A 14,795-nucleotide genomic window follows, 5' to 3' on the forward strand; every position below is an offset into this window, starting at 1 on the left:
CTAAAAAAGGCAATTTCGGCTCATAACTGTAGAAACGGGGCGTCATGAGTAGGTTTTGCATTCTCAACCCACGAACACGGATCTGATAACGAGCATGACAAGCCATTTTCTGCCCTTGGACCTCCTTCGACAGGAGTTTCCGGCCACCGAAAGCGCCATTTACATGGATGTCGCAAATCAGGGGCTTATATCCAGGACGACCCGAACGTCTATGGATCAGCACCTCGATAATAGGCTGAATGGCCTCAATGACGAAGAAAGAATGATGCAACTTGTCGAGCGGACCCGTTCCAGATTCGCCAAATTCATCGCGGCCGAAAAAGATGAAATCGCCATCACGAAGAACGCCTCGGAAGGCATCAATATAATCGGAAACGCGATTGATTGGAGGCCCGGAGACAATGTTGTGCTGTGCCGGCAATTGGAGCACGCAAACAACATCTTGCCTTGGCTGCAAATCAGGGACAAGCATCGAATTGAACTTCGGATTGTAGAATCTGATCGCGGTTCAATTCCGTGCGAAGCTCTCGTCAAGGCCATCGACTCTCGCACTCGTATTGTCACAGTATCGACGGTCACAATGGTGCCAGGCTTCAAGACGGTGATGGAACCGATTGCTGAAGCTTGCAAGCGGGTTCGCGCCTTTCTTTTGGCCGACGCGTCGCAGTCCGTCGGTATATTGGATACTGATATCACTCGGCTTGGTGTCGACGGTTTGGTGGCATCCTCTTACAAGGGATTAATGGGGCTCTATGGGTTGGGATTTCTGTATTGCCGCCGAGAATGGGCCGATCGCCTGAGCCCTGCCTACCTCGCGCGCTTTAGTGTCGATCTCGGGGACGCACCAGAATCGGCTCCCATATTTGATTCGATAAAATTGCGTGCCGGAGCGCCTCGTTTTGAAATTGGCCATTACAATTTCCCCGGCGTAATAGCGGCCTACGCATCAATCGGACAACTGATGGAAATCGGCACGTTAGCGATTGAACAAAGCGTCACATCGGTTGCAAGACGGCTCGCATCGGGCTTGTTAGATCTCGGGCTTCCCGTTTGCGGCGGGGCACCAGGGAATCACACCGGAAGTATTGTTGCTCTTGGAGATCAAGCGGCGCTTGCTGGTTCGCGGGAAGCCGACAGCCGGATTCATTCGCTGCACGAGCATTTGTCGAACAACCAGGTGATCGTCTCAGTCCGCCGGGGAATGCTGCGCTTCTCACTTCATCTATACAACACTGCAGACGAGGCTGACCAAGTCGTCGCTCTGGCAAAGAAATGGCTGGAATAGCCGCAAGCTTGCATTCTCAAGGAGGGATAGGAGTATTTATGTCGTCCATAAGCACACAAACGGTCGCGCTTCTCAAGGAACTCATCAAAATTGAGAGTATCAACCCGTCAGCGTCGCCAAAGGGCAGTGGAGAACAGAAGATTGCTGCACATCTTGAGGCTTTCTGCCGAGATCGCAATCTCCCGTTCGAATATCAAGAAGTAACTGACGGACGCTCGAATTTTTTCACCTGGGTTCCGGGGCAGGACCCAGACAGAAGAGTTCTGTTCATATCCCACATGGATACGGTTCCCGTTGACAATTGGGAAACAGACCCCTTTTCTCCGGAAGAGAGGGACGGACGGATCTACGGACGGGGAAGCTGTGACGACAAAGGCCCCCTCGCCGCCATGTTGATGGCTCTCAGCACCCTCGGGGATCGAAAGCCCCGGGCCACCATCGTCCTGGGCGCAAGCGTTGACGAAGAATACCGAAAAAAGGGGGCGCGAAAGATCGCTCAGTCAGGTGTTTCATATGAGGCCGCCGTAGTCGGTGAACCGACTGACTTGGAGCTCGTCGTTGCCCACAAGGGTTCAGTCCGCTGGCAGGTGGAAGTTGAGGGCGTGCCTGCTCATAGCTCCAAACCGCACCTTGGAGTGAACGCAATCACGGGCATGGCCAAGGTGATTTTGGCCCTCGATAAAATCAATGAAACTTTATCGAAACGAGTACATCCGCTGGTCAGCCCCCCGACTCTCACGATCACACTCATTGAAGGGGGAGCAGAACTGGCGACGGTGCCGCCTTCGTGCCGCGTGTGGATCGACAGGCGACTCATACCAGGAGAACGGCCGGCAGACGCTCTCCAAGAGGTAGAAACCATTTTGGAGGAGCTGCGCCAAGACCCCGATAAGATCAAGGCCCGCTCGTTGCTGCCGGCATTGGAAGATCCAGCTCCCCCGAGTGCCGAAGCAACCAAGATCGCCGCAGTAGCCGCAAAGGCCTGTGCTGAGGTTGCCGGAACGGGCGAGCACCGTGGAGTTCCCTATGGTACGGACGCAAGCCAGCTCTCGTTGGGAGGGATCCCATGCGTTATCCTGGGCCCAGGAAGCATCGATCAGGCGCATACCGCAAACGAGTATGTGGAAATAAACCAAGTGGTGAAGGCGGTCGAAATCTATCGAAAGATTATGCTCAGTTACTAAAGACAATTCGAACCGTCACGATCATACAAAGGATGTCACGGGCCCGGCGATGACGTCGGGCTCGTTGGAGCAGCGCATTCGCGGCGGTCGATCGTCGGCGCCCATATCGAGCCCCTCACGCCACCTCTCCGAGCGGCAAGAGTTTTCGCGTTGAGATGGAAATCCGTCACCTCAAATGACGCTAATCTCGAAGCTTTCTGCAATACCGACCTGCACGCGTCGCACATGATCGACGCTCCACGGTTCGGATCAGCAACGTTGCGGTTAAACTTGAGTACCTTGCCGGCCCCCGGTCTTAAGCCCCAGCGATCGACGCCCCCAAGAACAGCAAGGAAAGCGCGCCGCTTGCCAAGCCTGCTGCCAGGCTGACGAGTCGGCGCTGAGGTAAGCCGGAAGGGTCCTGCCGCACGGCTGGACGAGATTTCTGCCACGCCTCCTGCAGGCAAATGCCATGGATTCAACGACTGCCGCGGCTTCCGGCCGATGGTGGTTGCGCTTAGTCGTCCCCATCGAGCACCGCTTGCAGGGAGTGAGGCTACGCACGCTCTGGGACAACGTAGTGTCTGTTCACGCCCTGTCGTTCACAAAACGATCAACTGTCGAGCGGCCCACCTCAGGCGTTCAACGGCGTCCTAGAGCACGCGAAAATCGCCGATTTGCTGCACGCATCAGTTAAATTCCGCATAATCGCGGAGCGTAAGGCTGCTAGTTTTATCAGGCGGGAAAAGCTGTCAGACATTTGACGGAGAAATAAGTTCTCCAGATGTCACGACGTGCAGTCCGCCAGAGACGGGAAACCGCCGCGTTCTGGTCCATGTAAAAGCACTGGCTCGACGTCCTCTCCACAACGTCATCCGGCGGGACCAGCGGCCAAGCGCAATGGAAGGAACTTTCAAATGAACATGTGGCTATCCCTGGGGACTAGGAGCAAACTTTTCAGACGTGTATTTCTGGAGGTGGCTGCGTTGGCTTTGGCCCTCGCCACTGTAGCATTCGCTGGGTCAGCGTCGGCTCAGTCGCTGCTCGACAAGATCAAAAACGGAGAAACAGTCCGGCTTGGCTTCTCGAACGAGCCGCCCTTTTCCATTCCGGGCCCAAACAACGAGCCGCTCGGCTGGGTGAACGCAATGGCGCTGGACCTACTCAAGAAGCTGGGCACCACCAAGGTCGAGCCGGTTGTGACTGAGTGGGGTTCGCTCATCCCCGGCATGCATGCCGGTCGCCTCGACATCATTACCGGCGGCATGTACATCCTACCCGACCGCTGCCGCAACGTGCTATTCACAGAGCCGCTCGCTGTTTTAAGCGCAGCTCTGATCGTGCCGAAGGGCAATCCGCAGAACCTGCGCTCTTATAAGGATCTGCGCGAAAAGGGCCTGACCGTCGCCACCGGCGCGGGCTGGGACGACGTCCAGAATGCTCGCAAGGCCGGCATCGCCGACGAGAAGATTTTGCAGGTCGCCGGATCCGCAGAGGTCCTGCAGGCCGTGAAAGCCGGCCGCGCGGCCGCGGGTGTAGGCGACTATTTCACCATGAAGGAGTTCGCCGCCAAGGACGCCAGCATGGATGTGACCGATCTGCTTCCCGATAGTCCCAAAGGGTATCCGGCCCTCGCCTTCCTGCCCAACCAGCAGGCGACCGTCGAGGCCTTCAACGCGGTATTGAAAGACTATCTGGCGTCCAAAGAAATGATGGGGTCAGTCGGCAAATACGGCTACACAAAAACAAACCTGCCGGACGGCACCACGGCAGCCCAGCTCTGCAAGGGCTGAACCAAGCGGGATTTGCTACCATGGGTGAGCGCCTCCTCGACTTGGTCGGGGAGGCGCTCAGGGAGAGGCAAGGGCATGAAATTCATTTTTTGGCTCGCCTTTCCCCCGCACTTGCCGAGGTGACACGGCTGCTCTTGTGGGGATAGTGATGTTACCGGAATTGTGTTTTGGTGGCCCTTGCGATTTTCGCTCTCCGTCCTCAGCGCGAAGGCCCAGGGACCATTGAGCCATGCGCTTGGCCCGCAGCTCTACCGACGCGGTGCGCGGTGTTGACATTTCGCCCGATGGGGCTCGCTTAAAAAGAGGCGAGACAGCGTTACCCGCGGGATGGAAGTTCCTCCGCACATCCAAAATCTTGTCCCCGACCTCCTCTCATTGCTTCCTGGCGCGCGAGATTAGCGCCGCCCGAACTGGACTTTCGCGAGCCAAGAACGCCGGGGGTCGTCGCTGCGCGACTGCGCGAATGGGTACGGCGAGATCGTGGCCGGCTTCGGTGAGGCATGCGTCGTCGGCGCCGCGATCGCCACCCATTCGTGATGTCGCAAGCGTCCCGTAAGCCTGGCAAAACTCAAACGTCTGCCAAGGAAGAGACCGACTGCGCACGCCCGCGTAGTCGGGCGCATCACACATGCAGCCATGGGGAGCAGCCTGCGATGCCGTGGGGCGCAATGCGCTACCTTGCTGGTACCGAAATTTGCGGCAAGCGCGTTGAGTACAGGCGTAGTCCAGATGCGCTCCCTCGGCATCACATCGTCGGCCAACCGCATGACGCCCGGTCGTTGAAGCTATGGCCGGGACCGGTAATCAGCCAGGTTGTCGAGTGCTGGAGCGGAGCAAGACATTTCGGGTAATCTGCTCGACTACGGGGTCTGCCGGCAACACTGGAGGCTCGAGGCTGCGCGTTGCGGTCCAGTCAATCGACTCTACGAGTCCAAACACCCAATCCACCGTCGGAGCATTGAACAGTAGGCCTTTGCCGGGCTCTTCGTGGACGACCATCGTGACGAATCCACCCAGGCTCCCAAGCGTTTCGCGCGGGCCCGAAGTCTGCTTGTAAGCTGCTGGCCAGCCGCCAAAGTCCCATTCACCCCAACGCCGACAATCGGCGACGGCAAGCAACCGAGTTCCTGGTAGTGCTCCATCGGCGAATGTGAGTTTTGGACGCTGGCCATGTAACTCGACTTCGAGACCATCAGCCTCATGCCCAAGGAGCTTTATTTCTGCACCGAAGGTGTCTCCGTCCCCAACCTCTGCACCATAGAAAACCCAATGCTCGGGATCGCACACGGTAAAGCCGCACTTAGGGCGCGATGGCCCACCGAAGAGCTCCCAGTACCAAAACATTCCGCCGGTCAGTACCTCCCGCGGCGCTCCAGGTCGACGCGTGTAATTGTATACGCCGGTCGTGGTTGTCGTTGACTCTGGCCGCAGATGCCAAGTGAACCCTGTAATCAAAGGGTTGGGTGTTGCGGCGTGCAGCGGATCAAGCGATTCCCCGCCGTCGCCATGCTCGCTGTCAGCGTGATCGCCCGAGGCCTTATAGCACTCGATTGCAGTATCGTCCGAAGTCTCTCGGACAAGATAGCAGGCTAGATTGCCACCAAGGAAGATCGTGGCACCACCGGAATCCCGGAAGGCGCGGACGGCGTCAAGCTGTTTTGCAGTCCAGTACTCGTCATGGCCAATCGTGACGAGAGCAGAATAATCAGAAAGGTTTGCATACCCGTTAGATATGTCCAGACCAGAGCAAAAGTCGACGGAAATTCCTTCGCGTTCCAACCAGTCGATGAAGGCAAACGTGTGCCCCGACTTCGGCGGGTATGGCCCTAGAATGTTTCCGTTCGGGTAACATAACCCGAGACCTGGCCGATGGATCGATGCCTTTGAATTCCTCAGTTCTTCCCAGTACTGGCCATCATCCGACCGCCCATGGTACAAGCTTCGGTTGTGCCAGATGTGGTAGGCGAGCCAGGTAGCGACGTTGACTTGACAGAGTATCTGGCCCCCTGGGCGGCCGCTGCCGCGCCGGACGATGAACAGCGCATCTTCGCCTGCCCGATCGGCGGCGCGCTCCCGTGGCATTTCGTCCGCGCAGAACTGAGCCACGTACACGCCGCTCGGCCACTCATTAGGAACGCTGTCTAGGAGGTTGACCTTCGGCCAGCGGCATCCTTCGGAGTCGGCGTCACCAGGTCCTAGGAGGCGCCCCCCCGCCGACTGTGGCAGACGGTGTGGTTCGACAGGGCCAAACCGCTGAACGAAGGAGAACTTCGGATGAAGATGAGCATCCTCGCACCCGGTCACGCGGTAGATGTCGACGTAACAGCGTTCTGAAGACCGCGTCGCCACGTGCACCGCGAGTTCGTCTCCAGGGGCAACGCTGACGGCCGCCATATAGCCCGCGAAGTACGGTATTGCTTCTCGGCCGGTCGCCGGGAAAGCGACATAGCGGTATCCCGACGTTAGTGAAGGATGAACGCCGGGCAGGAACTCCTCAGTTTGAGGCGGGACCCTCCGCCGCAGAATGACCGGTGGTTCTGGCAAACGAGTCATCGGTCGGGTCAAACTCATTACAAGCTCCTCAGGAATTAGAACCGTGCAGAACCACCTGTCGCCTTAGTCTTTGTACAATGTAGCAGCGCTAGAACGACTGTTTCGACGAATTGACGCCTTCTACGCAGTAAACAGGCTTATAGCGGCTCATTTCTGCATAACCGCAGCAACCGTGAGCAACGCGGCTTTCCGTGCCAAACCCGCTAAATTGGACTGGTCCACTGCTCGATGCCAAGCGAGGCTGCCGGTGCAAAGCATTGGGAGAGTGTTGCCCGTCAGATTGACCTGGGACCCTTGTTCCCTCCAGTTCAATGGAGAGTCCGGAGTTTCATTTCTGGCCTCATGCGGCCTGTTTTTCCAGAGCCATTTTGATGGCGAATTCGATGGGCGTGATGTTGCCCAGGGCNTTTCTGGCCTCATGCGGCCTGTTTTTCCAGAGCCATTTTGATGGCGAATTCGATGGGCGTGATGTTGCCCAGGGCTGAGTGTGGTCTGTTCTGGTTGTAGTCCTCCTTCCATAGATCGATTGCTGCCCGTGCTTGCGTGAGAGTGGAGAACAACGTTTCGTTCAAGCATTCGTCGCGAAATCGGCCGTTGAAACTCTCCACGAATCCGTTTTGCATCGGCTTGCCGGGCGCGATGTAGTGCCATTCGACGCCGCCTTCCTGGCACCATTTGAGGATCGCCATCGACGTTAGCTCGGTGCCATTGTCCGAGATGATCGTGCGAGGCCTGCCGCGGCGGGCGAGGATGGCATCCAGCTCCCGAGCGACGCGGGCGCCCGACAGCGATGTATCCGCGACCAGCGCCAGGCACTCGCGTGAAGTCGTCGACGACGGCCAGAACCCGGAACCGGCGTCCGTCCGTGAAGGCATCGCTTACGAAGTCCAGCTCCAGCGCTCATTCGTCCGACCCGGCGCGATCATCGGCCGTCTTGTTCCCAAGGCCCGTTTGCGGCCGCCACGNCGTGAAGTCGTCGACGACGGCCAGAACCCGGAACCGGCGTCCGTCCGTGAAGGCATCGCTTACGAAGTCCAGGCTCCAGCGCTCATTCGTCCGACCCGGCGCGATCATCGGCCGTCTTGTTCCCAAGGCCCGTTTGCGGCCGCCACGTTTGCGGACCTGGAGCTTCTCCTCCCGGTAAAGCCGCCGCAGTTTCTTCTGGTTCATCACGATCCCTTGCCGTTCAAGCATGATGTGGATGCGCCGGTAGCCAAAGCGGCGGCGCTCGGCAGCCACCGTCTTCATCGCGGCTCGAACGGCGGCATCGTCCGACCGGATGCTTGTGTAGCGAACGCTTGAGCGGTCGACGAAAAGAGCCTTGCACGCCCGACGCTGGCTCACCCCATGCCGATCGCAGGCGTGGGCCACAGCGCATCGCTTGGTATCGGGCGTCACCATTTTTTTGCGGCGACATCCTTCAGGATGGCATTGTCCAGCATCTGCTCGGCCAGCAGCTTCTTCAGCTTGGCGTTCTCCTCTTCCAAAGCCTTCAGCTTGCGCGCATCGGAACCGTCCATGCCACCGAACTTGGCCTTGTATTTGTAGAAGGTCGCTTCCGAGATCCCATGCTTGCGGCAGACATCGGCGGTCTTCATGCCCGCCTCCTGCTCCTTCAAAATCGCGATGACTTGTTCTTCCGTGAACCGTGAACGCTTCATTCGTCCGTCTCCTTGAGTGGGACAGACTCTACCAAAAACTGGAGGAGCTTCAGGGTCTCAGGTCAGCTCGTTTACACCTATGCCTAGTAGGTGTGGACGCCCAGCGCCACGCTGACCGGAAGGGGTTTCCCAAGGAATGGTCGGTTGCCGACGACAACGTCACGTGGACATTCAAAATCTGGCCGGGTTTGAAGTGGTCGGACGCTCGGCCTGCTACGGCCTGAGACGCGGCGTTCACCTACAATCTGCGCGGCTCCATGGGCAAGCCCTACGAGCTGAACACCGGGTGGGATAGCACCGACGGCTTGAAAAACTGGAAGTCGGTCACAGCGCTCGACGACGAGACGTTGCAGATTGTGACCGAGTCACCCACTCGCCTACCTCGCTTAGGTCGGAATAAATATTCCGGAGTCGACGGCATGGCCAGTCCTGCGCCGAGGTCAGCGTGTCCGCGCATTGCCCTATCCACAATAGCCTTCTGATCGATCGCATAGCCGATGGCCTCGCGAAACGCGGGGTCCTGAAGGGCTTTGGTACTGCCAGCCCTTTCCCGGAGAGGGTGTTGAAGGCGAGATAGTCTCGCTGCTCCACTCGCGTTTCACCGACTTGCATCAAGAGATTCCAGAGGTCGGCCCACTGGCTAGGCGTCAGGCCAAAGGCATAGTCGAGGCTGCCGCTCTTTAAACCTTGCGCGACGGGATCGGCCGTCCCGAAGAAGTGGAACTCGAGCCCGGCGGCCTTCGTCTGCCCGCCGCGGAAGTATGGGTTCGGCGTGAAGCGAGCAAACTGACCTTGCTGAAACTCCGAAATCACCATCGGCCCCGTGGTCACCAGCGGCTTGCGGAAATTGACAGTTCCATATTGATTGTTCCCGAGCACGTCTGGAAAGACATCAGCTACGCGGAGCAAGCGCGGCAGGCCGGCCACGCGACGATCAAAAACACGCACGAGCTTGTCGCGGAGCGGCAATCAGAAACCGACGAAAGCCTTGCCAGCGACAATCAGCATGATAATTTGCCCGTGACCGCGCTCTGAGAGCTCATCCAGATTGTCGCGCAGGTCTCTCCCAGATCGACGCGCAATAGCATCCGACCTTGGGGAGCCCCTGCATGCTCCTTGCGCCTAATGGAAGCTAGATAGGGGCCATGTTCAAGCTGAAAGTAGCCCAGCAGTCGATCAACTGATCTCCTCAGCAGGCACGATCACCAGCAAAGGCTTTGTGGTATGAGGACGGAATTTCGAGATTTAGCCGGCATGACGGAGTTCCGTGCTGCCGTGGCCCTGCAGGTTGCGGTCTGGGGGGAAGGCGACACGCCCGATCCGGCCGAACTGATGATCGATATCCAAGCAGAAGGCGGACTCGCTGCCGGCGCCTTCGTCGACGGTCGGCTTATTGCCTATGTCTTCGGTTCTCCTAGCGCTACGTCGGGCGTGCAGCATTCGCGTCGACTTGCTGTGCTATCGGAAGCGCGCGGGCGCGGCCTTGGAGTCGCGCTTAAATTGTACCAGCGACGCTGGTGCCTGACACGCGGCATCCGGCATGTGCGTTGGACCTTCGATCCAATGCGAACGGTCAACGCAGCCCTCAATATCGCGCGGCTAGGAGGCCGTTCCGCGACCTACCTCGTCGATTATTTCGGTGCAATCGGGGGGATCAACGAAGGACTACCTTCGGATCGGCTGCTGGTCGACTGGTTTCTCGACGACTCCGTCGTCGTCGCAAAGGCGGAGGGCCGGTTCCTTGCTGAAGAGGCAAAGGATAGCTTGCGCATTCGACTCCCCGGCGACGTAGAGGCCTTGATGCGCTGTCACAGGGAGGAGGCCTTTCAAGCACGGCTCGCGCTTCGTGACTGCCTGCGGGACGCCTTCGCTGGCGGCTATGTGATAACCGGATTTGACTGCGTTGAGCGAAGTTATATCCTGACCAAGGATGGAGCGCCCTGATGAAGATTGAAGTTCCATCAAGAACGTTTCACACTTCTGCGGATGGCACATCGAGCTTCGGCGTCTTGGCTGTGCCACCGAAGCCACACCGAGATGAGGCGCGGCCGAAGCACTTCGCATCGAGCGGTCAACGTCGGGCCGCTCGAGAAGTTGTTGTTGAACCCGCCCTGCCTATGGGTCCGCTCGGTCCTTGTCAGCGGGTCATTTTCAGCGCACATCAACGGCCGCAGAAACAACTAAGGCCGGTTAACCTACGCACGCCGCGGACAACGCCGATGCGATGTCACTGACGGCGCGGGCGGGCGCGATCGTACGGACGAGACCTATTGGCTCGATCGTTGGCGCCTCGGCCAGCGATTTGGCCTCGATCGGAATCGGTGAAAATAGCCAGTTTGTCGTTTATGGGCGGAAACTAGCCCGTCTTATCCGTCAGCGGTTTGGTTGGGTAGCCGCAGCTCGTGCGGCCATGAGGGGGTGAGGCGTCTGTTTCATCGCGACAGAGCTGAACTTTCGGAACGCGCTGGAGGTTGGGACGGTCTGGTTCAGTGGAGCCTGGTTGCCCGCCGCTCACGGTCCGGCCGGCTGCAGGTTGCTGGCGACGAGACGGAACAGGCTGGCCTCTGGACAGGCGGCGGCGAAGGCCAGGTGAATGCGCGAGACAGTTTCGACCACGCCGGCGCCTTAGCCGCAGCGTTGCGAACTCGGCTTTGGCGAGGCGGTCGGTCGGTGGCACGGCGTCGCGTACGGTCAGCATGAGCCAGTATGCGGCGGTGTGCAAAAACGAGGCGGACCGGATTGGCGATCGGCGAGCGGCAGCTGGTGCGGTCGGAGGCGAGCTGGCTCTTGTGCATCTTGATCAAGTTCTCCGCCTGACCACCGGCGCAGTAGATCACGTCCCAGAGGTGCTCGGCCGAGCCGCTGTCGAGATTGCGGAGCGGACATTAAGGCCCAAGGCGATAGCCTCAATGCGGGCGCAGACGCGGCGCTCGACCTTCCAAGACTTCGGCGTAGCCCCGCAGTGCAGGTCGGTGCTCGAGCGCGCGCGGGGGTGCTGAAGTCGTCGGCTGCCGCATCGAGGAGTCGCTGCAGACCGGATCGCCGGGCAGGCCGAAGACGTAGTCGACGTGCCGGTTCTTCAAAACGACTATAGCGGCTACGATCCGGTAGGCGCAGGCGTGAAACACCCGTCGCCGGCGCCCTAGGTGTTTGATCCCAGGCTTTGATGGCGCATACTTTTCGTCCGAATCAAAGGATGCGCTATGGGCCAGGTTCTTCATGGGAGCGCCACGACGACAGAGGCGATCCGTCGAGCGATACAGCATAGTTGAGGGCGCTGGCGAAGCGCTACGGCATCAATCAGAAGACGGTTAGGAAGTGGAGGAACCGGACGTCGGCCGCCGATCTTCCGACTGGCCCCAGAGATCCGAAGTCGACAGTGCTATCGACTGAGGAAGAGGCGGTCATCGTCGCCTTTCGGCGTTATACGCTGCTGCCACTGGACGATTGCCTCTATGCTCTCCAANCGACTGGCCCCAGAGATCCGAAGTCGACAGTGCTATCGACTGAGGAAGAGGCGGTCATCGTCGCCTTTCGGCGTCATACGCTGCTGCCACTGGACGATTGCCTCTATGCTCTCCAACCGACGATCCCGCATCTGTCGCGGTCATCCTTGCATCGCTGCCTGCAGCGTCACGGGATAGGCAGGTTGCCGGATGTCGAGGGCGACAAGCCGGCAAGGAAGAAGTTCAAGGCCTATCCAATCGGCTACTTCCATATCGACGTCGCCGAGGTCCGAACCGAGCAGGGCAAGCTGCATATGTTCGTGGCCATAGATCGGACCTCGAAGTTCGCTTTCGTCGAGCTGCACGAGAAGGCAACGACAGCGGTCTTCGCCGATTTCCTGCGCCATCTTCTTGATGCTGTCCCTTACAAGATCCACACAGTGCTTACCGACAACGGCATTCAGTTCACGACCCCAGGTGCCGGCGGCTCGGCCGTTCCGCTGATCAAGGAAGCCATGGCGGCGGGAGAAATCATATGGGCGCACGCCTTCGAACATACTTGCGCCAAGGCCGATATCGACCACCGAACGACAAAGCCAAGGCACCCATGGACCAACGGCCAGGTCGAACGCATGAACCGCACGATCAAGGATGCGACCGTCAAACGCTTCTACTACGAGAGCCATGACCAACTGCGCCAGCATCTCGCCGAGTTCGTCTTAGCCTATAATTTCGGCCGTCGACTGAAGACCCTCAAGGGCCTCACGCCCTTTGAATACATCTGCAAANTTCGTCTTAGCCTATAATTTCGGCCGTCGACTGAAGACCCTCAAGGGCCTCACGCCCTTTGAATACATCTGCAAAATCTGGACAAAAGAGCCCGAACGATTCAGGCTCGATCCAACCCATCAAACCTTGGGACTAAACAGCTAGGGCGCCTCTTTGTGCCGATGGCAAGGATGTCATCTTTTCGGTTCAGACCGTGAATGGGTGAATTTCTGCGAAACGGTCCGGGACTTAGCGGAACCCCTGTCCGGCCTTTGGGAAATGCTTTCGCGCACATTAGGATAGAAAAAGCCGATTTCCTGCTCTGAATAGTCCCGATTTGCTCAAAACGGCCCAGCGCCACCAGTACTCTCAACGGAGTGAGTACCGGCCAGCGTAAAAGCCGAAAGGCCTCCTACGACAGGGCGCCAACAAGGGTCGGAAATGTGGGAGGATGAAATGAATAGATTGCCCCTTAACCGCCGTTCGATCGTCAAGGCGATGCTTTTGGGATCGGCTGCACCGTGGGTCTTGAACTTCCAGGCCTTTGCTGCGTCGTCGTGTGATGATCACATCGTGCGCGTCGGCACGATCGTCGCCCCCGACTCGATGAACCCATTTGCCACCTGGAGTTCGTATTATCCGCTTTGCTACACGTATGACTTCCTGGTCTGCGTCGACGCCCAGCGTCATCCCGATCGAAAGGGATTTGCCAAGGAGTGGTCAGTTGCGGATGACCAGCTCACCTGGACATTCAAGATCTGGCCTGGAATGAAGTGGTCTGACGGCCAGCCTGCGACGGCTAGGGACGCTGCGTTCACCTACAACTATGTGCTTGGCTCGATAGGCAGGCCCGACGAACTAAATATTGGCGAAAACAACACTAGCGGCCTCGAGCAAGTCGGATCCGTCGTGGCCATTGACGACGAGACTCTGCAAATCGTGACCAAAGCCCCTACCCGCTGGCCAATTGAAAACGGGATGCTGATGGTTCCCGAGCACATTTGGAAGGATGTTTCCTACGCCGACGCGCGCAGCACCTTCCGCAACGATCCGCCGCTGGTGGGCACGGGGCCGATGATTGTCCAAGAGTTTCGACAGGGCCAGTTTGCCCGCCTCATGCCGAACGAGTGCTTCCGCACAGGAAAACCGGCTACGAACGGCATGATTTTCAATTTCTTTACTACCGCCGATCCCATCGCGCAGGGTCTGAAGAGCGGCAATCTTGATTTTGGCTTCGGCATGACAGTTGCTCAGTGGGAGGACCTCTCGACATACCCCGACATCGTGGCTGCAGAAGCACGTATTGAGCAACGGAATTTTTTGGCCTTCAACACCGCGTCCGGAAAGGGCGCGGGGAGCACCAAGGCCTTGCAGGACCCGGCGTTTCGCGATGCAATCGGCTATGCGATCGACCAGAAGGCCATCGTCGATCGAGCCTTCCGAGGGCATGCCGACCCTGGCGTGGGACTGGTCATGCCGGCGGCCACTGAATACTACTCGGACTTGAGCGACATCAGGCGCCACTTCGATCTCGCCGAGGCGGGCCGCCGGCTCGATGCCGCCGGCTATCGGGACACCGACGGTGACGGCGTCCGGGAAGACAAGGAAGGAAACAAGTTTCAGCTCGAGTTGATCACCGGAGCGTCTTCAGGCGGCCTCGAGATACCCATTGCGGCGGTACAGCTAATTGCTGGCTGGTTGGGACAAATCGGCATCCCCGTATCAGTCACTCAGCTCGACTCCGGGGCGCTCACTGCCCGTGAGGCGGCGCCGGAGAAGGGCGGCGGCGGTTGGGACCTGCTCGTCGGTTCAAGTTGGCGTTCACCATTTCCTCGCGCTATACTTGAGACGGGCAGCAGTAAGGCGGTCGGACTGTACAACTACTCGTATTGGACGAATGAGAACTTCGACGAGCTCTTATCGGAAATCGACCAAATCGCTGACCTCAAGAAGAGTAAGGAACTCGTCGATCAAGCCACGCGTCTTATTTACACTGAGGCGCCCTACATCATGCTGTGTTACCCGACGCTGCTCGAAGCTCATCGTAAGGATTGCTTCGAGGGCTGGGGGGAGGACCTGTCGACGTGGAGCTACTTCCCGTTCGACCGCCTGAAGCCGGCTTGAAG

Annotated in this window: 6 protein-coding genes and 5 pseudogenes; 7 read left to right on the forward strand and 4 right to left on the reverse strand. The window is 58.6% G+C overall.

Translation table 11 applies throughout. From position 1 onward, the window contains the following. The first annotated feature begins 94 nt into the window (after positions 1-94). The 3 genes from X726_RS147180 to ehuB all read left to right on the forward strand — a co-directional run bounded on the left by X726_RS147180 (position 95) and on the right by ehuB (position 4,241). Positions 95-1,285: an aminotransferase class V-fold PLP-dependent enzyme gene (locus X726_RS147180; protein WP_023671629.1), complete on the forward strand. Its 1,191-nt coding sequence runs from the start codon at positions 95-97 to the stop codon at positions 1,283-1,285. A gap of 38 nt (positions 1,286-1,323) precedes the next feature. Further along, positions 1,324-2,469 carry a M20 family metallopeptidase gene (locus X726_RS147175; RefSeq protein WP_023671630.1) on the forward strand — a complete coding sequence of 382 codons (1,146 nt, stop codon included), beginning with the start codon at positions 1,324-1,326 and terminating at the stop codon, positions 2,467-2,469. 896 nt (positions 2,470-3,365) lie between these two features. Next, on the forward strand, positions 3,366-4,241 hold the full coding sequence (gene ehuB, locus X726_RS147170; protein WP_031215193.1) for an ectoine/hydroxyectoine ABC transporter substrate-binding protein EhuB: 876 nt from the start codon (positions 3,366-3,368) through the stop codon (positions 4,239-4,241). 804 nt (positions 4,242-5,045) lie between these two features. On the opposite strand, the gene X726_RS147165 is transcribed toward ehuB, so the two are convergent. Next, complete coding sequence (locus X726_RS147165) at positions 5,046-6,812, reverse strand: N,N-dimethylformamidase beta subunit family domain-containing protein (protein WP_156940689.1); 1,767 nt, start codon at positions 6,810-6,812, stop codon at positions 5,046-5,048. A gap of 425 nt (positions 6,813-7,237) precedes the next feature. Further along, positions 7,238-8,455: pseudogene (locus tag X726_RS1000000171820) on the reverse strand (IS3 family transposase); the annotation flags it as partial. A gap of 83 nt (positions 8,456-8,538) precedes the next feature. Here X726_RS1000000171820 and X726_RS1000000171825 point away from each other — a divergent pair. Beyond that, positions 8,539-8,838, forward strand: a pseudogene (locus X726_RS1000000171825) (ABC transporter substrate-binding protein); the annotation flags it as partial. A gap of 187 nt (positions 8,839-9,025) precedes the next feature. On the opposite strand, the pseudogene X726_RS1000000172420 reads toward X726_RS1000000171825, so the two are convergent. Beyond that, positions 9,026-9,271: pseudogene (locus X726_RS1000000172420) on the reverse strand (ABC transporter); the annotation flags it as partial. 438 nt (positions 9,272-9,709) lie between these two features. Here X726_RS1000000172420 and X726_RS147145 point away from each other — a divergent pair. After that, on the forward strand, positions 9,710-10,399 hold the full coding sequence (locus X726_RS147145) for a GNAT family N-acetyltransferase (RefSeq protein WP_023671639.1): 690 nt from the start codon (positions 9,710-9,712) through the stop codon (positions 10,397-10,399). 567 nt (positions 10,400-10,966) lie between these two features. Here the strand turns inward: X726_RS147145 and X726_RS1000000169385 are convergent. Then, a pseudogene (locus X726_RS1000000169385) lies at positions 10,967-11,442 on the reverse strand (transposase); the annotation flags it as partial. 201 nt (positions 11,443-11,643) lie between these two features. Between X726_RS1000000169385 and X726_RS147135 the strand changes: the two are divergent. Together X726_RS147135 and X726_RS147130 are read left to right on the forward strand one after the other, a co-directional pair. Further along, positions 11,644-12,834, forward strand: a pseudogene (locus tag X726_RS147135) (IS481 family transposase). A gap of 291 nt (positions 12,835-13,125) precedes the next feature. Then, positions 13,126-14,793, forward strand: coding sequence for a peptide ABC transporter substrate-binding protein (locus tag X726_RS147130; RefSeq protein ID WP_031215206.1), 1,668 nt, complete (start codon positions 13,126-13,128; stop codon positions 14,791-14,793). The last annotated feature ends 2 nt before the right edge of the window (positions 14,794-14,795 follow it).

The organism is Mesorhizobium sp. LSJC285A00 (genome assembly GCF_000503155.1).
In the GTDB taxonomy this organism is placed as follows: Bacteria; Pseudomonadota; Alphaproteobacteria; order Rhizobiales; family Rhizobiaceae; genus Mesorhizobium.

What these genes read in the sequence shown, in the direction of transcription:
- X726_RS147175 (WP_023671630.1), top strand. Translation starts at nt 1,324, where the DNA reads ATGTCGTCCATAAGCACACAAACGGTCGCGCTTCTCAAGGAACTCATC.
- ehuB (WP_031215193.1), top strand. Translation starts at nt 3,366, where the DNA reads ATGAACATGTGGCTATCCCTGGGGACTAGGAGCAAACTTTTCAGACGT.
- X726_RS147180 (WP_023671629.1), top strand. Translation starts at nt 95, where the DNA reads ATGACAAGCCATTTTCTGCCCTTGGACCTCCTTCGACAGGAGTTTCCG.
- X726_RS147165 (WP_156940689.1), bottom strand. Translation starts at nt 6,812, where the DNA reads ATGAGTTTGACCCGACCGATGACTCGTTTGCCAGAACCACCGGTCATT.
- X726_RS147145 (WP_023671639.1), top strand. Translation starts at nt 9,710, where the DNA reads ATGACGGAGTTCCGTGCTGCCGTGGCCCTGCAGGTTGCGGTCTGGGGG.
- X726_RS147130 (WP_031215206.1), top strand. Translation starts at nt 13,126, where the DNA reads ATGAATAGATTGCCCCTTAACCGCCGTTCGATCGTCAAGGCGATGCTT.